Origin of the sequence: Saccharothrix sp. ALI-22-I, assembly GCF_001984175.1 — a bacterium.
GTDB lineage: Bacteria > Actinomycetota > Actinomycetes > Mycobacteriales > Pseudonocardiaceae > Actinosynnema.
The window spans coordinates 1-19,095 of the sequence record NZ_MTQP01000062.1 but is presented as its reverse complement, the minus strand read 5'-3'; the positions used below and the strand labels follow the sequence as shown (position 1 = coordinate 19,095).

19 protein-coding genes are annotated in these 19,095 nt (G+C 70.3%); 11 read left to right on the top strand and 8 right to left on the bottom strand.

From position 1 onward, the window contains the following. Window positions 1-234 precede the first annotated feature (234 nt). The 3 genes from ALI22I_RS21795 to ppgK all read right to left on the bottom strand — a co-directional run bounded on the left by ALI22I_RS21795 (window position 235) and on the right by ppgK (window position 3,123). On the bottom strand, window positions 235-795 hold the full coding sequence (locus ALI22I_RS21795; protein WP_238598502.1) for a hypothetical protein: 561 nt from the start codon (window positions 793-795) through the stop codon (window positions 235-237). Window positions 796-860: 65 nt separating this feature from the next. Beyond that, entirely contained in the window at window positions 861-2,192 is a 1,332-nt protein-coding gene (locus tag ALI22I_RS21790; protein WP_202971046.1) for an RNA polymerase sigma factor, read from the bottom strand. 169 nt (window positions 2,193-2,361) lie between these two features. Further along, window positions 2,362-3,123, bottom strand: a complete 762-nt coding sequence (ppgK, locus tag ALI22I_RS21785; protein WP_077007388.1) for a polyphosphate--glucose phosphotransferase — start codon at window positions 3,121-3,123, stop codon at window positions 2,362-2,364. A 93-nt stretch (window positions 3,124-3,216) separates the two neighbouring features. Here ppgK and ALI22I_RS21780 point away from each other — a divergent pair, with 93 nt between their 5' ends. Then, window positions 3,217-4,017: an inositol monophosphatase family protein gene (locus ALI22I_RS21780; protein ID WP_077007656.1), complete on the top strand. Its 801-nt coding sequence runs from the start codon at window positions 3,217-3,219 to the stop codon at window positions 4,015-4,017. A 181-nt stretch (window positions 4,018-4,198) separates the two neighbouring features. On the opposite strand, the gene cei is transcribed toward ALI22I_RS21780, so the two are convergent. Next, complete coding sequence (gene cei / locus ALI22I_RS21775) at window positions 4,199-4,915, bottom strand: envelope integrity protein Cei (protein WP_077007387.1); 717 nt, start codon at window positions 4,913-4,915, stop codon at window positions 4,199-4,201. Between the two features lie 432 nt (window positions 4,916-5,347). Here cei and ALI22I_RS21770 point away from each other — a divergent pair, with 432 nt between their 5' ends. After that, a complete protein-coding gene (locus tag ALI22I_RS21770) occupies window positions 5,348-5,647 on the top strand; it encodes a DUF4193 domain-containing protein (RefSeq protein ID WP_053717171.1) in 300 nt (99 codons plus the stop codon). 193 nt (window positions 5,648-5,840) lie between these two features. On the opposite strand, the gene ALI22I_RS21765 is transcribed toward ALI22I_RS21770, so the two are convergent. Next, window positions 5,841-6,305 carry a DUF3093 domain-containing protein gene (locus tag ALI22I_RS21765; protein WP_077007386.1) on the bottom strand — a complete coding sequence of 155 codons (465 nt, stop codon included), beginning with the start codon at window positions 6,303-6,305 and terminating at the stop codon, window positions 5,841-5,843. A gap of 24 nt (window positions 6,306-6,329) precedes the next feature. Between ALI22I_RS21765 and dut the strand changes: the two genes are divergently transcribed. Together dut and ALI22I_RS21755 are read left to right on the top strand one after the other, a co-directional pair. Beyond that, window positions 6,330-6,797, top strand: coding sequence for a dUTP diphosphatase (dut, locus tag ALI22I_RS21760; protein ID WP_077007385.1), 468 nt, complete (start codon window positions 6,330-6,332; stop codon window positions 6,795-6,797). Window positions 6,798-6,802: 5 nt separating this feature from the next. Further along, entirely contained in the window at window positions 6,803-7,429 is a 627-nt protein-coding gene (locus ALI22I_RS21755) for a DUF3710 domain-containing protein (protein WP_077007655.1), read from the top strand. On the opposite strand, the gene ALI22I_RS21750 is transcribed toward ALI22I_RS21755, so the two are convergent. Then, on the bottom strand, window positions 7,414-8,115 hold the full coding sequence (locus ALI22I_RS21750; RefSeq protein ID WP_077007384.1) for an alpha/beta fold hydrolase: 702 nt from the start codon (window positions 8,113-8,115) through the stop codon (window positions 7,414-7,416). The two genes, ALI22I_RS21755 and ALI22I_RS21750, sit on opposite strands and share 16 nt — an antisense overlap. Before the next feature lie 105 nt (window positions 8,116-8,220). On the opposite strand from ALI22I_RS21750, the gene ALI22I_RS21745 reads away from it, so the two are divergent. Both ALI22I_RS21745 and ALI22I_RS21740 read left to right on the top strand, forming a co-directional pair. Continuing rightward, on the top strand, window positions 8,221-8,598 hold the full coding sequence (locus ALI22I_RS21745; RefSeq protein WP_033437072.1) for an OB-fold nucleic acid binding domain-containing protein: 378 nt from the start codon (window positions 8,221-8,223) through the stop codon (window positions 8,596-8,598). Continuing rightward, a complete protein-coding gene (locus tag ALI22I_RS21740; RefSeq protein WP_083751919.1) occupies window positions 8,595-9,377 on the top strand; it encodes a DUF3159 domain-containing protein in 783 nt (260 codons plus the stop codon). The genes ALI22I_RS21745 and ALI22I_RS21740 overlap by 4 nt, the downstream gene beginning before the upstream one ends. Window positions 9,378-9,615: 238 nt before the next feature. Here ALI22I_RS21740 and ALI22I_RS21735 read toward each other — a convergent pair whose 3' ends face one another. Beyond that, window positions 9,616-10,272, bottom strand: a complete 657-nt coding sequence (locus ALI22I_RS21735) for a potassium channel family protein (RefSeq protein WP_077007383.1) — start codon at window positions 10,270-10,272, stop codon at window positions 9,616-9,618. Continuing rightward, window positions 10,273-11,028, bottom strand: a complete 756-nt coding sequence (locus ALI22I_RS21730) for a potassium channel family protein (protein ID WP_443216955.1) — start codon at window positions 11,026-11,028, stop codon at window positions 10,273-10,275. Between the two features lie 220 nt (window positions 11,029-11,248). Between ALI22I_RS21730 and ALI22I_RS21725 the strand changes: the two genes are divergently transcribed. From ALI22I_RS21725 to ALI22I_RS21705, 5 genes are all read left to right on the top strand, one after another. Beyond that, window positions 11,249-13,264, top strand: coding sequence for an APC family permease (locus ALI22I_RS21725; protein ID WP_077007381.1), 2,016 nt, complete (start codon window positions 11,249-11,251; stop codon window positions 13,262-13,264). Next, on the top strand, window positions 13,261-14,490 hold the full coding sequence (locus ALI22I_RS21720) for a class I SAM-dependent RNA methyltransferase (RefSeq protein ID WP_077007380.1): 1,230 nt from the start codon (window positions 13,261-13,263) through the stop codon (window positions 14,488-14,490). Before ALI22I_RS21725 ends, ALI22I_RS21720 begins: the two co-directional genes overlap by 4 nt. A 74-nt stretch (window positions 14,491-14,564) precedes the next feature. Then, the gene (gene dxs / locus ALI22I_RS21715; protein WP_077007379.1) at window positions 14,565-16,463 is read left to right on the top strand and encodes a 1-deoxy-D-xylulose-5-phosphate synthase; all 1,899 of its coding nucleotides are present in this window, start codon (window positions 14,565-14,567) and stop codon (window positions 16,461-16,463) included. A 484-nt stretch (window positions 16,464-16,947) separates the two neighbouring features. After that, window positions 16,948-17,625, top strand: a complete 678-nt coding sequence (locus tag ALI22I_RS21710; RefSeq protein WP_077007378.1) for a response regulator transcription factor — start codon at window positions 16,948-16,950, stop codon at window positions 17,623-17,625. Then, entirely contained in the window at window positions 17,615-18,769 is a 1,155-nt protein-coding gene (locus ALI22I_RS21705; RefSeq protein WP_443216956.1) for a sensor histidine kinase, read from the top strand. Before ALI22I_RS21710 ends, ALI22I_RS21705 begins: the two co-directional genes overlap by 11 nt. The last annotated feature ends 326 nt before the right edge of the window (window positions 18,770-19,095 follow it).

Here is a 19,095-nt window from a genome sequence, read left to right as displayed (position 1 = left end):
TCCGAACCTGAGGGTTGCACCGGATCGATCCGTTTTCGCTCACGTTCCGCTGTCATGGCACTGGTTTCTTGACCTGCGAATACGGCGTTGGACGCACGGCCGTTGCTCCAAAAGGTGGTCAACCCCCAGCCCTAAGTGTGACCGGTAACACTTTGGTCAGCCCAGAGCGAACACGACCCCTGATTCCACGATCCGGACACAAATCGTCCGGTTCACGACCCGTTCGACGGCCCGTCAGATGGTCACGCGACGCCCGTCGGACCGCGTCAGGCCGAACGACGCGTCCTCGTGGTCGACCCGCACGTGGTCCCGGAGCACCCGGATGCCGACCGCTTCGCCGAGCCGGACGCCCTCGGTGAAGTCGGTCCGCCAGTGCGCGCCGGCCATGTTCCGCCCGGTCGCGATGTTCGCCGCGACCTTGCCCAGTTCGCCGCCCACGGTGAGCGCCTCGCCACCCTCGTAGGGCCCAGTGCCGTCCCGTCGGCACCAGGTCGGGCAAGCCACCCACGACTCGTCGAACCACGCCTTCAGCACCGTTACACAGGCCCCGGCGACGGTCGCGTGACCCGAGCTGCAGGCAGGGTGCGTCGGCGAGCCCTCCGAGAACACCTGCGGCAGCAGGTACGACCCGTGCTTCTCGTAGCTGAGCTTGACCGCCTCCGAGCCCGGCACCTCGCGGTCGATCATGTAGTAGTCCCGCAGCCCGGCCAGGTGCGCGTGGACCCGCCCGCCGAAGTTGGCGACATGCGGGTAGTCGCCCTCCTCGCCGTTGTCGGCGTGCTCCGGCCACGGCAAAGAGCAAGGGCCCCTCGACCGAACAGCCGAGGGGCCCTTGCTCTAGGTGATCTTCAGCCTGGGGATCAGTCCAGGTAGTCGCGCAACACCTGCGACCGCGACGGGTGCCGGAGCTTCGACATCGTCTTCGACTCGATCTGCCGGATCCGCTCCCGCGTCACGCCGTAGACCTGGCCGATCTCGTCCAGCGTGCGCGGCTGACCGTCGGTGAGGCCGAACCGCAGCCGCACCACACCCGCCTCGCGCTCGGACAACGTCGCCAGCACCGACTGCAACTGGTCCTGGAGCAGCGTGAACGACACCGCGTCCACCGCCACCACGGCCTCGGAGTCCTCGATGAAGTCACCGAGCTGGCTGTCGCCCTCGTCGCCGATCGTCTGGTCCAGCGAGATGGGCTCCCGGGCGTACTGCTGGATCTCCAGCACCTTCTCCGGGGTGATGTCCATCTCCTTGGCCAACTCCTCCGGGGTGGGCTCGCGGCCCAGGTCCTGGAGCAGTTCGCGCTGGATGCGACCCAGCTTGTTGATGACCTCCACCATGTGCACCGGGATGCGGATGGTGCGGGCCTGGTCGGCCATCGCGCGGGTGATCGCCTGGCGAATCCACCACGTCGCGTACGTGGAGAACTTGTAGCCCTTGGTGTAGTCGAACTTCTCCACCGCGCGGATCAGACCGAGGTTGCCCTCCTGGATCAGGTCCAGGAACGCCATGCCACGACCGGTGTAGCGCTTGGCCAGCGACACCACCAAGCGGAGGTTCGCCTCCAACAGGTGGTTCTTGGCCCGCTCACCGTCCCGCACGATCCACCGCAGGTCGCGGCGCATCTGCGGGGTCAGCTTCTCCTGCTCGTCCTCGGCACGGCGCACCCGTTCCGCGGCGTAGAGGCCGGCCTCGATGCGCTTGGCGAGTTCGACCTCCTCCTCCGCGTTGAGGAGCGCGACCTTGCCGATCTGCTTGAGGTAGGCGCGGACCGAGTCGGCCGAGGCGGTGAGCTCGGCGTCCTTGCGGGCTTGCCGCAGGGCCTCCGACTCCTCCTCGTCCCAGACGAAGTCGCCCTCACCGGGCTTCGCCGTCTCTTCCTCGGCGGGCTCCTCCTCGACCGGCTCGTCGATCAGCTCGACTTCGTCGACCAGGTCCTCGGCGTCCGGAGCGCCCTCGATGTCCTCGGGCTCGTCGCCTTCTTTCTTCACCTTGCCAGGCGCGGCAGTGGCGGCCTTGGCGGCCGTCTTGCGCGGCGCCCGCGTGGCCGTCTTCCCCGCCGCGGCGGTCTTCGCCACCGGCTTCTTCGCCGGGGCCTTCCTCGCCGAGGTGGCCTTGGGCGTCTCCTCGGCGTCAGCCTTAGCTGCCTGAGTCGTCTTCGCGGCTGCCACGTACGCCCTTTCGCGACTGTCGATCAAGGCAAACCGAAGGGCGCGAACCTCGGTCGCCGGAGTACGGGGGACCCCCGCCGGATCGTTCGTCGGCGGGGCACCGTTCCATTGTAACGACGAGAATCGCGTGCTGTTGCGCCCCGGCGTCCTCTGAAGCGGTCCGGCACGCATTCTCGCAGCTGAAACGTTACGGAAATCAGTGCCGGAGGCCCTGCGCGGCGGCCACGGCGGCCCCCACGATGCCCGCGTCGTTCTTCAGCGCGGCGGCAACCACCTCGGTGCGGACCTCCAGCAGCGGGAGCCACTTCTCCGCCTTCTTGCTGACCCCGCCGCCGGCGATGACGAGGTCCGGCCAGATCAGGTTCTCCAGCACGTTGATGTACCGGGACACGCGGGGCGTCCACTCGGCCCAGGTGAGGCCCTTGTCCTCCTTCACCGAGGCCGCCGCGCGCTTCTCCGCGTCGTGGCCGTCGACCTCCAGGTGGCCGAACTCGGTGTTGGGGACGAGCTTGCCGTCCAGGAACAGGGCGCTGCCGATACCGGTGCCGAACGTCAGCAGGACCACCAGGCCGTCCCGGTCGACGCCCGAGCCGAACCGCATCTCGGCGATACCGGCCGCGTCGGCGTCGTTGAGCACGACGATCTGGTCCTTCGGCCGGCCCAGGCGCTGGGAGAACAGCTCGGCGGCGTCCGTGCCGACCCACCCCTTGTCCACGTTCGCGGCGGTGTGCGCGACACCGTGCTTGACCACGCATGGCAGGGTGACGCCCACGGGACCGTCCCAGTTGAACTTCTCGACGATCTCGGCAACGACGTCGGCGACCGCGTCCGGCGTCGACGGCTGCGGCGTGGTGATGCGCAGGCGCTCACCGTCCAGCGCACCCACCTCCAGGTCCACGAGCCCGCCCTTGATGCCGGAACCGCCGATGTCAACGCCGAACCCGCGGGTCATGCCCATCCCCGGCCCTTCCTACTCGATTCAGTAACCGTGGCCGCAGACATTAGCCTGCACTTCTCCGATAGTCCCGTGAGAGTGACGCAGGAGGAACAGTTGCGTTTCGATCCGCACTCATTGGTTGATGTTGCCGTCCTCGTGGCCCGCGAGGCGGGCGAGTTGGCCGTCGCGATGCGTGAAGCCGCCGTGACCGATGTCGACACCAAGAGCAGTGCCACCGACGTGGTGACCGCGGGCGACCGCGCATCCGAGCAACTGGTCCGGCGGCGGCTCGCCGAGCTGCGGCCCGGTGAGCCGGTGATCGGGGAGGAGGAGGGTGGGACGGCCGCCGTCGAGGGCCTGACCTGGGTCGTCGACCCGATCGACGGCACGGTGAATTACCTGTACGGGATTCCGCACTACGCCGTGTCGATCGCCGCGCAGATCGACGGCGCGTCGGTGGCCGGGGCGGTCGTGGAGCCGGTCAGCGGCCGGGTGTGGACGGCGGCGCGGGGCGGTGGGGCGTGGCTGGACGGGCGGCGGCTCACCGTTTCGGATGCCACCCGATTGGATCTGTCCCTTTTGGGTTACGGCTTCGCCTACCGGCCGGAACGGCGGCAACGCCAGGCGGACGCGTGGGCGGGCCTGGCGACCAGGGTGCGGGACATGCGGCGGGCCGGTGCGGCGTCGTTGGACCTGTGCGCCGTGGCGGCCGGTCGGCTGGACGCCTACGCCGAGCACACCCTGGGCCGGTGGGACTGGGCAGCCGGGGCGTTGCTGGCCCGTGAGGCCGGTGCGGTGGTCCACCTGCCGGGTGAGGCGCCGGAACTGGGAGCGGACGCCACGTTCGCCGCGGCACCGGGCATCGCCGACGCCCTGTTCACCGCCCTGGTGGAGTGCGGCTTCGGCAAGGTGTGAGCACTGCCGTCAAGCCGCCTCGCAGTGCCTGACTGGGCCTGGCTGGACGCCTCACGCGTTCTGAGCGTTCAACTCGGGTGTCCTGGACGTTGGACACGCGCGTTCTGGACGTTGGACACACGGGTTGAGCGTTCGGCTCGCGGGTGTGCGCGGGCAGGCTGGCTGCCGTCGAGCGGGTCGGTCAGCACTGGACGTCGCGGGCGCCCTGGAGGTGGTCGGGGTTCAGCGACGGCGGGGCCGAACCCTCGGCTGCCTGACCGCCCTGCTGATCGGGCTGCTGCTCCGCCCACGCGGCCAGCTGGTCGAGCACCTTCCGGGCGTCGCTGTTCGGCTTCACCTCGCCGAACTTCTTGCCGATCGCGATGTCCACCGTCGCGTCCTGCCGCTCGTCGCGCACCAGCTCCAGACACGGCTCGATCAGGCTCAACGTCCGCGCCGCACTCGCACCGGGCGCCCCGAACCGGATCTGGCCACGACAGCTCATGTCGTTCGCCGGGTACACCGGGTCGTTGCCCGGCTCGGCCGCCTGCTTCAACCCCAGCTCGATCAACGTCGTCGCGACGAACCGCGCCTGGTTGCGCTGCGTGCTCGCGTTGAACACCCGGAACTGGACGTCGCTCGCCGGCACCGGGTCGGTGCGGTCCAGCGCGTCGTGCTCCAGCACCGTGCCCAGCGCGGGCGGCGCCTCGGTGGGTGCCGTCGGCGCGCCGGTCGAGGCCGATGTCGCCCCGCCGGGCGGGTTGCACCTGATCGCCGCGTCCACGTCGCCCGCGTCGGACAGCACGCGGTTCCACACCACCACAGCGGTCACGGCGAGCACCAGGAACAGGACGAGCGCCGGCCACGGCCGTCGCTTCCGGTACCGCGTCGACCCGCTGCTCCCCCTACCGGGTCCCACGTCCGTCGACCTCCCCAGACCAGTGTTGGTAGTGATCAGGCTATGCCGCGCCCCGCCGTCTCGCGCCTCGGGCGGGGGTGTAGCAGGACGCAATCACCCGGTCGCGGACGGTCAACGCCCCCGTCGGGCCTCGCCGCGCCCGGGCACCGGGTGGGAGGCGCCCGTCCGAAGCCTATCGGGCCAGCGTGCGAAGGGCCTGTCACCCGTCTGCTCAATTAGGGGGAACCCGCTGCACGACCCCCCGATCGATGAGCTACCCTCTCGGCGCTCCGCGCACCGCAGCACACCGAAAAGCGTCGACGAACAGGGGGTTGGCGCCCGGTCGCGAGAGCGAGACCTCCGTCACTGGGGACGGAGGGCACAAACAGGGGCGCTGGTGCGTTAACCAGCGACACGAAGAGTATCTCCGTTGACCGCAGGGGTGAAAGAAGTATGGCGACCGACTACGACGCACCGCGTCGCAGCGAGGCAGACGAACTCGCTGAGGACTCCCTGGAGGAGCTGAAGGCGCGGCGCAATGAAACGCAGTCCGGGGTCGTCGACATCGACGAGGACGCGACCGCCGAGAACTTCGAGCTGCCGGGCGCCGACCTGTCCGGTGAGGAGCTCACGTTCAAGGTCCTGCCGAAGCAGGCGGACGAGTTCACGTGCTCGAAGTGCTTCCTGGTGCACCACCGCAGCAGGCTGGCCGAGGAAGTCAACGGCCAGTACATCTGCCGCGACTGCGCCTGAGGCACCACCAGGCACGGCCCGCACGAGCCCGACCAGCACGAACCCGACCCACCGAGCAACCAAGCACCTACGACCAGATCTGGGCGCTCACCCCCACCGCCGGGGTGGCGCCCAGTCCCCGTTGACCCGGACCGGGTGTCCGGTGACGCGGCCCGGCAGGCCCGAGCCGGGCTCGGCAGGCCCGAGCAGGAGATCACCGATCGCGCAGCAGGGCCGCCAGCTTCTCCGCCGAACGCGCGCTGAACAGCCAGTAGGGCGTCGGGTCCGCCGGATCGTCCAGCGCGACCCGGACCATCGGTCCGACCCACCCGCGGTGCGTGACGTACGCCATCGGGTCCAGGTTCGGGCCCATCGCCTTCCGCTTGCTCTTCGCGTCGAACACCTCGACCTCGCCGAGCAGGTCCAGCGGCACGTGCGCCGACCCGACCCGCAGCTCGCCGCCGGACACCTCGACCTTCACCGACCCCAGCCGCACCAGCAGCAGCACCGCCAGCGGAACGGTGATCAAGTACGGCAGCCAGGACCGCACGCCGGGGAACCCCATGTGGATCTCGGCGGCCAGCAGCACGGCCGCGGCCAGCGGCAACGGCCAACCCCACCAGGGCACGTACAACCGCTCGCGGAACACGATCGGGGCGGTCACAGCAGTCTCGCTCACGCCACCAGGGTAGTCTCGCGCGCCGTGCCCAGCGTCGAGGTCCTGCTGTCCCGGCTCGATCCTGCCGTGCCACTCCCGGCCTACGCCCGACCGGGTGATGCCGGCGCGGACCTGGTGACCACCACGGACGTGGTGATCGAACCGGGCGAACGCGCGGTGGTCGGCACCGGTATCGCGATCGCGCTGCCCGAGGGGTACGCGGGGTTCGTGCACCCGCGTTCCGGTCTGGCCGCGCGGGTCGGCCTGAGCGTGGTCAACACGCCGGGCACGATCGACGCGGGCTACCGGGGCGAGATCAGGGTGTGCCTGGTGAACCACGACCTGCGCGAGGCCGTCGTGCTCACGCGCGGCGACCGGATCGCCCAGCTGGTGGTGCAGAAGGTGGAGCACGCGGTGTTCCGCGAAGTCGACGAGCTGCCCGACTCCGCGCGCGGCGCGGGCGGCTACGGCTCTACAGGCGGGCACGACGTGCTCGCCCGGACGGAGGGGTGAAGGCGATGTTCGGAAGGCGCCGCAAGCGCGGTAGGCACTCCGCGAACCGGGGGACGGCGCAGCCCGAGGCCGAGTTCGACGGCGTCGAGTCGGCCGAGGACGGGCCGTTCGACGAGTCGCAGGCCCCGAACGACGGCCTGAACCGGCTGGACCTGGGCTCGATCCGGCTGCCCGTGCCCGACGGCGCGCAGTTGCAGGTGGAGATGGACCCGGCGGGGGCGGTCCGGGCGGTGCACCTGTTGACGACCGTCGGCCAGCTCACCGTCAGCGCGTTCGCCGCGCCGAAGTCCGACCGGCTGTGGCCGGAGGTCAGCGGCGAGATGATCGCGCAGTTCAAGTCCGACGGTTTCCGCATCCTCCGGGAGAACGGCGACTGGGGCGAGGAGATCCTCGCCCGCAACAACGAGGTGCACCTGCGGGTGGTGGGCGTGGACGGCCCCCGGTGGATGCTGCGCGGCATCGCGGCGGCGCCGACCGAGGAGCAGAGCGGCCGGGCGACCGACGCCCTGTACACGCTGCTGCGGGACACGGTCGTGGTGCGCGGCGAGCAGGCGATGCCGGTGCGGACCCCGTTGCCGATCGAGCTGCCCGAGGCCATCGCCCGGCACATCCAGGCTCAGCAGGAGAGCTGACCCCGGGCCGGCACCGGCGCTGACGCGTCGAGGAACGCGGCGAGCGCGGCGCGGCCCAGGGATTCCCGGTCCGCGCCCAGCGCCGCCAACGTGGTCGTGCGCAGAGCGGCACGGGGGAGCGCCTCGACCCACTCCCGGGCGATATCCAACGGGTGAACGGGGTCGTCGGTGCACGCGGCGACCCCCACCGGCGCCGTCAGCCCGCCCAACTCCGCCAACGTCGGCGACGACGACCCGGCGGCCTCCCTCAGCACCGCCGCCAGCCGCACCCCGTACCGGGGCCACGCCCGGCGCAGCTCGGCGCCGAGCCACCCGTCGACCCCGACCAGCGCGGCCTCGACGCCCGCCGACTCCACCACCGAGGCGCTGGCCGACGCCGCCAAGGCCGCCGGTGCGCCCTCAGCCGCACCGTGCCAGGCAGGCAACGCCGCCAGCACCCCCGCGCACCGCTCGGGATGCCGTACCGCCCACGCCGCCGCCACGTGCGCGCCCAGCGACACCCCGCCCACGACCAGCGGCGTCCCGTCCCAGGCGGTGTCCAACGCCTCGAAGTGCTCCCGGACACCCCGTGACGTGGGCGCGACCAGGGTGAACCCGGCCTCGGCCAGCGGGCGGGCGAACACCGAGGAGACGAACACCTCGTCGGACGCGGTACCGGGCAGCAGAACGACGCGTGACGACCTCATGGCGCGAGATCCTCCCCCAGTCGGATACCCGATCGGGTGTACCCGGTTACGCTGGCTGTTGGACGGGCTTCGTTGTCGAGGCCCCGCGCACTCCAGGAGTCGGGGATGACTGGTACTGGGGGTGGCTACTGGCGCCGCCTCGTGCGTCGGCTGACCACCGACGTGAGCGAGTTGGACGCCGACGACCTGTCCCGAAAAGCCGAGGCCGTCGGGGCCATCCGCGCGTGCGACTGCAAGTCCGGGCAGGAGGTGACGGTGTTGGGACGACTGCGCAGCGTCGAGCTGTGCCCCCGTGACGCCGCCGCCACGCTGGAGGCGGAGTTGTACGACGGCACCGAGGGCGTCACGCTGGTCTGGCTGGGCCGGCGTCGGATCGCGGGCATCGAGCCCGGTCGCACCATCAAGGCCAGAGGCCGGATCGCGGTGCGGGACGGCCGCAAGGTGCTCTACAACCCCTACTACGAGTTGCAGAACGCTTCATGACATCAGTGAACGAGTCCGAGAAGCAGCCCACGATGCTCGAACAGATGGGCGGCGTCAGCGGCCTGGTGTTCTCCTCGTTGCCGGTTGTGGTGTTCGTGCTGGTCAACGCCTTCGCCGGGCTCATGCCGGCGATCTGGAGCGCGCTGGCGTCGGCCGTGGTGATCGGCATCGTGCTGGCCATGCGCAAGGGCTCGGTGCAGCCGGCCGTCTCGGCGGTCTTCGGCGTCGGCATCGCCGCGTTCATCGCCTACCGGACCGGTGACGCCAAGGGCTTCTTCCTCTACGGCATCTGGCAGAGCCTCGTCTACAGCGGCGTGTTCCTGGCGTCGATCCTGGTCAGATGGCCTTTGGCGGGTGTGATCTGGTCGTTCCTCAACGGCCAGGGCCGGGCGTGGCGGCAGGACAAGGCGAGCGTCCGCGACTACGACATCGCCACGCTCGTGTGGGCGCTGGTCTTCGGCTCCCGGTTCGTGGTGCAGCGCTGGCTGTACGACGAGGCGTCGGTCGGCTGGCTCGCGGCGGCGAGACTGGCGATGGGCTACCCGCTGATGGCGGTGGCGCTGGTCGTCACCGTGTGGGCGGTGCGCCGTTCGGACAAGCGCCTCAAGGCCACCCTCGAACTCCACGAAGAGGAGAACCGGGCAGCGGAGGAACGCCTCCGGGCCGAGGCCGAGGGCAAGCCGAACATCTACGACAAGCTCCTCGACGCCTCCACCGACAAGATCCTCGACGACGCCGCCACCCCCCGCCCCCAGCCCGCACGGGCCGACGAGCGGTAGCCGCGCCACTACGCTCAGAACGTTCCACGCTCAAAGCGCTCCGGCTCAGAACGCTTCGCAGGGGTCCCCGCCAGGGGACCCCTGCTTTGATCTTGCCAGAGTGAGCCGACGAAATCCGGCCGATCGCCGCCGCCTGTGGACAACCCGGCAGAACGAGCCTGCCTGTGGACAACTCGACCCGGCGAACTCGGCCGGACGAACTCGGCCGGACGAACTCGGCAGGCGGGCTCGGCGGCGGTCAGTAACCGAGGGCCGAGCGGATCTCGCGTTCCACGGCGGCCGCGGCCACGAACAGGAGTTCGTCGCCGCCCTCAAGCGTGTCGTCGGGCGTCGGCACGATGACCCGGCCTCCGCGCAGGATCGTCACCAGGGCCGCGTCCCGCGGCAGCGCCAGCCCGTTCACCGGCGACCCGGCCAGCGGCGTGTCCCCGGGCAGCGTGATCTCGACCAGGTTCGCCTGCCCCTGGCGCAACGTCATCAGCCGCACCACGTCACCGACCGTCACCGCTTCCTCCACCAGCGCGGACAGGATGCGCGGCGTCGACACCGCGACGTCCACCCCCCACGACTCGGTGAACAGCCACTCGTTCGCCGGGTCGTTCACCCGGGCCACCACGCGCCGCACCGCGAACTCGGTCTTGGCCAGCAACGACACCACCAGGTTGACCTTGTCGTCACCCGTCGCCGCGATCACCACGTCGCACAGCTGCATCCCGGCGTCCTCCAAAGAGGACAGCTCGCAGGCGTCGGCCTGCACCCACTCGGCCTGCTCCACGGTGTGCGGCTCGAAGTGCGTGCGATCCCGTTCGATCAGCATCACCTGGTGCCCGTCGGACACCAACTCGGCCGCGATGGACCGACCCACCGCACCGGCACCCGCAATCGCGATCCGCACTCAGCTCTCCTCGGGCGCGTGAGCCGCAGCCGCGGCCACATCGGTCACGGTGCCGGACAGGGCGGCCACGTACACCTGGTCGTCGGCTTGGAGCACGGTCTTCGAATCGGGCAGCACGCCGGTCCCGAACCGCATCACGAACGCCACCCGGCAACCGGTGGCGTCTTCGAGGTCGCGCACCGAGTGCCCGACCCAGTCCTCGTGCAGTTCCAGCGGCAGCACGGCCACGCTGCCCGAAGGGTCGCGCCACACGGTCGCGGTGCCCTCCGGCAGCAGCATCCGCAGGAACCGGTCGGTGGACCACGGCACGGTCGCCACGGTCGGGATGCCCAGCCGCTCGTACACCGCCGCGCGCTTCTCGTCGTAGATCCGCGCGACCACCGCCTCCACCCCGAACGTCTCCCGCGCCACCCGCGCCGAGATGATGTTGGAGTTGTCACCGCTGGACACGGCCGCGAACGCGCCCGCCCGCTCGATGCCGGCCTGGATCAGGACCTTCTGGTCGAAGCCGTTGCCCACGACCTGCTGCCCGTGGAAGTCGGGACCGAGCCGGCGGAACGACTGACCGTCCTTGTCGATCACCGCGACCTGGTGATCCAGGCGTTCGAGGGCCTTGGCCAGGGACGAGCCCACCCGGCCACAGCCCATGATCACCACGTGCACGAAAGCCTCCTGAACGACGCCTACGGAGAACCTACCGTTCCTAATCAGTGAGCGAGAGTGGGTGTTGGCCCCACGTGCCGGCACTGCGCGCATCCCGAACGGTGTCGGGTGCGCTGGTCGCCCGCGTTCCCGCCCCACCCCGCCTGCCCCCCGTACAGCTCACCGTATCGAACACATGGGCGAACACTCGGCGAAAACTCGAATGATCATCCGTTCGAGCCGCCACACCAGACCGGCGACGCACATCACAAGCGACCTAGTGCTCACCTGACGACAGCACTCGACAGGTCACCACCCCTTACGCTTTCGACCCGTGTCCAAGCTCGCAACCGCGGCCAAGCGCCTCCTGGTCGGCAGGCCCTTCCGCAGCGATCGCCTAGCCCACACCCTGCTGCCCAAACGGATCGCCTTGCCGGTGTTCGCGTCGGACGCCATGTCCAGCGTCGCGTACGCCCCCGAGGAGATCTTCCTCGTGCTGTCGGTGGCCGGTCTGTCCGCCTACACGCTGGCACCGTGGGTCGGCATCGTGGTCGTCATCGTGATGCTCACGGTGGTGGCGAGCTACCGGCAGAACGTGCACGCCTACCCCTCCGGAGGCGGCGACTACGAGGTCGCCACGGTCAACCTGGGACGCCGAGCGGGACTCACGGTCGCGAGCGCGCTCCTCGTCGACTACATCCTCACGGTCGCCGTCTCGATCTCCGCGGCCGCCGCCAACATCGGTTCGGCCATCCCGTTCGTCGCCACCCACAAGGTCCTGTTCGCGGTCGCCGCGATCGTCATCCTCACCGCGATCAACCTGCGCGGCATCCGTGAGTCCGGCAGCGCGTTCGCCGTCCCGACCTACGCGTTCATGGCCGGCGTCATGCTCATGATCGGCTACGGCCTGTTCCGCGGTTTCGTCCTGGGCGACGAGATGCGCGCGGAGAGCGCGGGACTGGAGCTGCGGGCCGAGGACGACCACCTGATGGGTCTGGCGTTCATGTTCCTGGTGCTGCGCGCGTTCTCCTCCGGCTGCGCGGCGCTGACCGGCGTGGAGGCGATCAGCAACGGCGTGCCGGCGTTCCGCAAGCCGAAGTCCCGCAACGCGGCCACCACGCTGCTCCTGATGGGCATGATCGCGGTCGTGATGCTGATGGGCCTGATCGTGCTGGCCCAGCTGACCGGCGTGAAGATGGCCGAGGACCCGGCGCACCAACTGGTCAACGCGCCCGAGGGCTACGAGCAGAAGACGATGGTCGCGCAGATCGCGGGCGCGGTGTTCGAGGGCTTCCCGGTCGGGTTCTTCTTCATCACCGGCGTCACCGCCCTGATCCTGGTGCTCGCCGCGAACACCGCGTTCAACGGCTTCCCGGTGCTCGGCTCGATCCTCGCCCAGGACCGCTACCTGCCCCGCCAGCTGCACACCCGCGGCGACCGGCTGGCGTTCAGCAACGGCATCGTGTTCCTCGCGGGCGCGGCGATCGTGCTGGTCATCGCGTTCGACGCCGAGGTCACCAAGCTCATCCAGCTCTACATCGTGGGCGTGTTCGTGTCGTTCACGATGAGCCAGACCGGCATGATCCGGCACTGGAACCGGCTGTTGGCCACCGAGGAGGACCCGGCGGCGCGTCGCCGGATGCGCCGTTCCCAGGGCATCAACACATTCGGCCTGGTGATGACGTCCGCGGTGCTGGTCGTCGTGCTGATCACCAAGTTCACCCACGGCGCGTGGATCGCCATCGCCGTGATGGCCGCTCTCTACGCCCTGATGACCGCCATCCGCCGGCACTACGACCGCGTCGCCCTGGAACTGCGCCAGCAGGAGCGGCAGAAGCTGCTGCCCGCCCGCAACCACGCCATGGTCCTGGTGTCCAAACTGCACATGCCCACCCTGCGGGCCCTGGCGTACGCCAAGGCGACCCGGCCGGACATCCTGGAAGCGGTGACGGTGAACGTGGACGACGGGGACACCCGCCGCCTCGTGCGGGAGTGGGAGAAGGAGAACTTCAAGGTGCCGCTGAAGGTGATCGAGTCGCCGTACCGGGAGATCACCAGGCCGGTGCTGGACTACGTCAAACGGGTCCGCACGGACAACCCGCGCGACGTGGTGACGGTGTTCATCCCGGAGTATGTGGTCGGTCACTGGTGGGAGCAGTTCCTGCACAACCAGAGCGCGCTGCGGCTCAAGGGCAGGCTGCTGTTCCAGCCCGGCGTGATGGTGACGAGCGTGCCGTGGCAGCTGGCCTCATCCTCGAAGGTGGCGGACAAGGACAACGCGGTCGCGCCCGGAGCCATCCGGCGCGGCCTGGACAAGCGCGGCCAAGACGATCAGGGGAACGGCAAGTGACGGCGACCTGGAAGCAGCGGCTCATCGAGGTCGAGGTCGGCGCAGTGGCCCACGGTGGCCACTGCGTCGCCCGGTACGAGGGCCGCGTGGTGTTCGTCCGGCACGCGCTGCCGGGCGAACGGGTGGTCGTGCGGATCACCGAGGACACCGGTGGCTCGTTCTGCCGCGGTGACGCCGTGGAGGTGCTGGAGGCGTCCCCGGACCGGGTCCAGGCGCCGTGCCCGTTCGCCGGGCCCGGCCTGTGCGGCGGCTGCGACTGGCAGCACGCGTCGTGGCAGGCCCAGCGGGAGCTCAAGGCCGCCGTGGTCAGCGAGCAGCTGCACCGGCTGGCCAAGCTCGACTGGGAGGTCATCGTCGAGGACCTGCCCGGCGGGCCGGAGGACTGGCGCACCCGGATGCGGATGGCGGTCGGCCCGGACGGCCGGGCCGGGTTCCGCGCCCACCGCAGCCACGAGGTCATCGCGGTGGACGACTGCGTGATCGCCGTGCCGGACGCGCTGAAGGGCGTCGTGGACCGCACGTGGCCGCCGAAGTCCGAGCTCGTCATCACCCGGGACGCGGGCGCGCAGGTGCACCTGACCGAGATCGGCCCGCCGGTCGTGCGCCGCGGCCGTCCCGTGCCCGGACCGTCCCGGCTGCGCGGCGGCAGCGGCACGGCCACCGAACTCGCCGCGGGCCGCGCGTGGAACCTGCGCGCGGACGGCTTCTGGCAGGTCCACCCGGCCGCCGCGGACACGTTCGCCAAGGTCGTCCGCGACTGGGCGGACTGCCAGCCCGGCGACCGCGCCTGGGACCTCTACGGCGGCGTGGGCCTGTTCGCGTCCGTGCTGGCCGAGCAGGTCGGCGACACCGGCTCCGTCGCGGTGGTCGAGTCGTCGTTCCGGGCGGTCGAGGACGGCAGGCTGAACCTGTCCGACCAGCCGCAGATCAGCTGGCACGCGGGCCGCACGGAGGCGGTGCTGGAATCACCCGACTTCACCGAGCAGCCGCCGGACGTCGTCGTGCTGGACCCGCCGCGCAAGGGCGCGGGCAAGGTCGTGGTCACCGCCATCGCCCGCAGTCGACCCGCCCGTGTGGTCTACGTCGCGTGCGACCCCGCCGCACTGGCCCGCGACATCGCCGCGTTCGCCCAGCACGGCTACGAGTTGGCCCAGCTCAGGGCGTTCGACGCGTTTCCCATGACTCATCACGTCGAGTGCCTCGCGTTGCTGAAGCCCGCGCGCTGAGCGATGTCTCAGTCCGTGGTCCGTAGACTGACCGGACGAATCGGGGTGTCGAACCACAGGGCGAGGTGGAGCGAGTGACGCTGCTGGAATCCGTGCACGGACCGGCGGATCTGAAACGGTTGGGGGCCGACGAGCTGGTGCGGCTCGCCGAGGAGATCCGGCGTTTCCTGGTCGACAAGGTCTCCCGGACCGGCGGGCACCTCGGGCCCAACCTCGGTGTCGTCGAGTTGACCATGGCCGTGCACCGGGTCTTCGACTCGCCACACGACTCGGTCGTCTTCGACACCGGTCACCAGAGCTACGTGCACAAGATCCTCACCGGCCGCCGTGACGGGTTCGACACGCTGCGCCAGAAGGGCGGCCTGTCCGGCTACCCGTCGCGCGCGGAGAGCGAGCACGACGTCGAGGAGAACAGCCACGCCTCGACCGCGCTGTCCTACGCCGACGGCCTGGCCAAGGCCTACCAGCTCGGCGGCCAGCGGCGGCACGTCGTCGCGGTCGTCGGCGACGGCGCGCTGACCGGCGGCATGTGCTGGGAGGCGCTCAACAACATCGCCGCGGGCGTCGACCGGCCCGTGGTGATCGTGGTCAACGACAACGGCCGCTCGTACTCGCCCACCATCGGCGGCCTGGCCGACCACCTGTCGTCCCTGCGTCTCCAGCCCGGCTACGAACGCGCCCTGGAACGCGGCAAGAGCGCCCTGCAGGGCACCCCGTTCGTCGGCAAGCCCCTCTACGCGGCCCTGCACGCGGCCAAGCGCGGCATCAAGGACGCGCTCAGCCCGCAGGCCATGTTCGAGGACCTCGGCCTCAAGTACATCGGCCCGGTCGACGGCCACGACCACGCGGTGCTGGAGTCGGCGCTGAAGCGCGCCAAGTCGTTCGGCGGACCGGTCATCGTGCACACCGTCACCCGCAAGGGCAACGGCTTCGCGCCCGCCGAGAACCACGAGGCCGACCAGATGCACGCCACCGGCGTCATCGACCCCATCACCGGCGAGAACGTCGGCCCGTCCAAGCGCACGTGGACCCACGTGTTCGCGGACGAGCTCACGGCTCTGGGCGGCGAACGCCCCGACCTGGTCGCGATCACCGCCGCCATGCGCGGCCCGACAGGGCTGGACAAGTTCGCCGGTCTCTACCCGGACCGCTGCTTCGACGTCGGCATCGCCGAACAGCACGCCATGACCTCCGCCGCGGGCCTCGCCATGGGCGGCATGCACCCGGTGGTGGCGATCTACGCGACGTTCCTCAACCGGGCGTTCGACCAGCTGCTGATGGACGTCGCCATGCACAAGCAGGGCGTCACCGTCGTGCTGGACCGCGCCGGCATCACCGGCCCCGACGGCGCGTCCCACCACGGCATGTGGGACCTGTCGATCTGCGGCCTGATCCCCGGCATCCACGTCGCCGCACCCCGTGACGCCGCCTCGCTGCGCGAGGAACTGCGCGAGGCCGTGCGGATCTCCGACGCGCCGTCCGTGCTGCGCTACCCGAAGGCGTCGGTCGGGCCCGACCTGCCCGCGCTGGAACGCGTCGGCAACGTCGACATCCTGCACCGCTCCGGCCAGGACGTGCTGCTGGTGACCGTGGGCGCGTTCGGCGAACTCGGCCTCGCGGCCGCGCAGCGACTAGCCGACCAGGGCATCGGCGTCACCGTCGTCGACCCCCGCTGGGTCTTCCCCGTGCCCGGCGAACTGCTCGACCTGGCCCGCCGCCACCGCCTGGTCGTGACCGTCGAGGACGGCGGCCGCCACGGCGGCTTCGGCTGGGCACTAGCCGCCGCACTCCGCGACGCATCCCTGGACGTCCCCCTACGCGACCTAGCCATCCCGCAGGCCTTCCAAGAACACGGCGAACGCGGCGAAGTCCTCGCCGACGTAGGCCTGACCGCCCAGGACGTAGCCCGCCGCATCACCGAGTGGGTAGTAGCAGCCGAACCCGCCAAAATCGACGCCACAATCGAGAAGTAACCCCGCACCCTCCACCCACCACCGCGACCCCGGCCAACCCACCGCCCGCAGGGCCCCGCGAGCCCCCCGCTCCCGCCCAACGCCCCCCGGCCGGGGTCGCCCCCTCCCTCCCTCCCTCCCTCCCTCCCTCCCGAGAGTCGAACCCCAGAACGCGCGTGTCCAACGTTCAGAACGCGCGTGTCCAACGTTCAGGACCCCCGAGTTCAACACTCAGAACACGCGAGCTGGGCGTTCAGGCACCTGGAGCCGTGCACCGGGGGCTGCCGACGGCGGTCGATGAGACCCGGCCGAGGTCAGGACGGCTCTCGCGAGCTCACCCGAGTTATCCACAGGCCGTCCCGCGCCGCGCCGGAATGTCGGTCTTGCGTGGTTGGGTATGTGCGAGGGGATCCCCGGCCGGGAGCACCCCTGCGACAGCACGCCGACAGCGTGCCGACAGCTTCACGCTAAGCCGGCTCTCAGGGATGTGTGGCACCTTTGTGGGGTGCGGATCCTGGTAGTCGAGGACGAGGTGCCACTGGCCGACGCGATCGCGCGTGGCCTGCGGCGCGAAGGTATGGCCGTTGACGTCGCCTATGACGGCGAGACCGGCCACGAGAAGTCGACCGTGACGCGGTACGACGTGGTCGTGCTCGACCGCGATCTACCCGGCATGTCCGGCGATGAACTGTGCAAGGAGATCCTCAGCTCCGGCGCCCTGACCAGGGTCATGATGCTCACCGCGAGCGCCGGCATCGACGATCGCGTCGCGGGCCTGTCCCTCGGCGCCGACGACTACCTGGCCAAACCCTTCGCGTTCCCCGAGCTGGTCGCCCGCGTGCGCGCCCTGGCCCGCCGTGCCACCCCGGCCACCCCGCCGCTGCTCACCGCCCGCGACGTCGAACTCGACCCGGCCCGGCGCACGGTGCGCCGCGGCGGCCAGCCCGTCGAGCTGACCCGCAAGGAGTTCGGCGTGCTGGAGGTGCTGCTGGCCGCCAAGGGGTCGGTGGTCTCCAGCGAAGAGCTGTTGGAACGCGTCTGGGACGAGAACGCCGACCCGTTCACCACCACCGTCCGCGTCACCGTGATGACGCTGCGCAAGAAGCTCGGCGAGCCGGGCATCATCGACACGGTGGTCGGCTCGGGCTACCGCGTGCCCACGGCAGGTTCCACTGAACTCTGAGCTGGCCCGCAGGCGCGGACCCGGGCTGCGGACGCGGCTCACCTTCCTGGCGACCGGCCTGGTCGCGTTCGTCAGCGGCCTGCTGCTCCTGCTCGGCTGGCTGCTCGTCGGCCGGGTCATCGCCTCCTCGCCCCGCTTCGCCGAAGGCAGCACCGTCATCGTCGACGGGCGTGAGGTCGACGCCGGTTCGCTGATGGACCTGCTCGGCGAACAAGCCCGCGACGACGTGCTGCGGTCCGGTTCGATCGCGTTCCTTTGTGTAGTGGCGGCGGCCGCCCTGCTCGCGTGGACCATCACCGGCCGCGTGCTCCAACCGGTGCACGACGTCACCGACGCGGCCCGCCGCCTCTCCGCCGAATCGCTGGGGGAGCGGCTGCGCTTGGACGGCCCGCGTGACGAGGTCGCGGAGCTGGCCGACACGTTCGACGAAATGCTCGACCGGTTGCAGGCGGCGTTCGAGTCGCAGCGGCGGTTCGTCGCCAACGCCTCTCATGAGCTGCGCACACCGTTGGCCGTGGTCCGCACGGAGTTGGACGTGACGCTCGCCGACCCGGACGCCGACGCTGAAGAACTGCGCCGCATGGCGGGCGTGGTGCGTGCGGCGACGGAACGGGCCGAGCAGCTGGTCAGCGCGTTGCTGCTGCTGGCGCGCACGGACGGGCTCGGGTTGGCGGTGCGTGAGCCGGTGGACCTGAACGCCGTGGTCGAGTCCGCGTGGAAGGCCGCGCGGCCGGAGGCGGAGGACCGGCAGCTGCGGGTGTCGTTCTTGACGGCGCCGGCGCCCGCCGTCGGCGACCCGGCGTTGCTGGAGCGGATCGCGGGGAACCTGCTGGAGAACGCCGTGCGGCACAACGTGCCCGGTGGGTGGATCGAGGTGCGCACCGAAGGTGGGCCCGAGTGGACGTCGCTGCGGGTGTCGTCGTCGGGGCACGTCATCGCGCCGGACCGGGTGGACGAGCTGTTCGAGCCGTTCCGGCGAGGTGGGACGGACCGGACCGCGCGCACGGGGACCGGCCTCGGCCTGTCCATCGTGAAGGCCGCCGTCGCAGCTCACGAGGGTCAGGTGCACGCCTCGGTGGTGCCCGGCGGGGGGCTGTCGGTGGCCGTGCACCTGCCGTCCGCACCCCACGGAAAACTCGCCTGAGTGGTCCCGATCACACATGATCCGGTTCTGGGTGGAATGCACGTAGTCCTACCTGCGAAGACAGGGTTCCCGGCCCCCGATTTGTGTCTGCGTTGGGCGGGGTGTAACTTTCTCTTTGCCAGCGCGGAACGGGCCGGAGAGAGACCGGAACGGAGCGCGGCGAACATAGCCCCGGATCGAACCACCTGAACGGTGATGAGTGACGGTGAGCGCGTGTTCTTTGAGAACTCAACAGCGTGCCGAATAGCCAGTAAATTGTATGAACCTCGTCAAGAGGTTTTCCTTTGAGATTGTTACTGGACAACTGACATTATTGTCAGTGTTGT

What these genes read in the sequence shown, in the direction of transcription:
- ALI22I_RS21755 (WP_077007655.1), top strand. Translation starts at nt 6,803, where the DNA reads ATGTTCGGAAGGCGCCGCAAGCGCGGTAGGCACTCCGCGAACCGGGGG.
- ALI22I_RS21750 (WP_077007384.1), bottom strand. Translation starts at nt 8,115, where the DNA reads ATGAGGTCGTCACGCGTCGTTCTGCTGCCCGGTACCGCGTCCGACGAG.
- ALI22I_RS21740 (WP_083751919.1), top strand. Translation starts at nt 8,595, where the DNA reads ATGACATCAGTGAACGAGTCCGAGAAGCAGCCCACGATGCTCGAACAG.
- ALI22I_RS21770 (WP_053717171.1), top strand. Translation starts at nt 5,348, where the DNA reads ATGGCGACCGACTACGACGCACCGCGTCGCAGCGAGGCAGACGAACTC.
- ppgK (WP_077007388.1), bottom strand. Translation starts at nt 3,123, where the DNA reads ATGGGCATGACCCGCGGGTTCGGCGTTGACATCGGCGGTTCCGGCATC.
- ALI22I_RS21745 (WP_033437072.1), top strand. Translation starts at nt 8,221, where the DNA reads ATGACTGGTACTGGGGGTGGCTACTGGCGCCGCCTCGTGCGTCGGCTG.
- ALI22I_RS21730 (WP_443216955.1), bottom strand. Translation starts at nt 11,028, where the DNA reads ATGCGCGCAGTGCCGGCACGTGGGGCCAACACCCACTCTCGCTCACTG.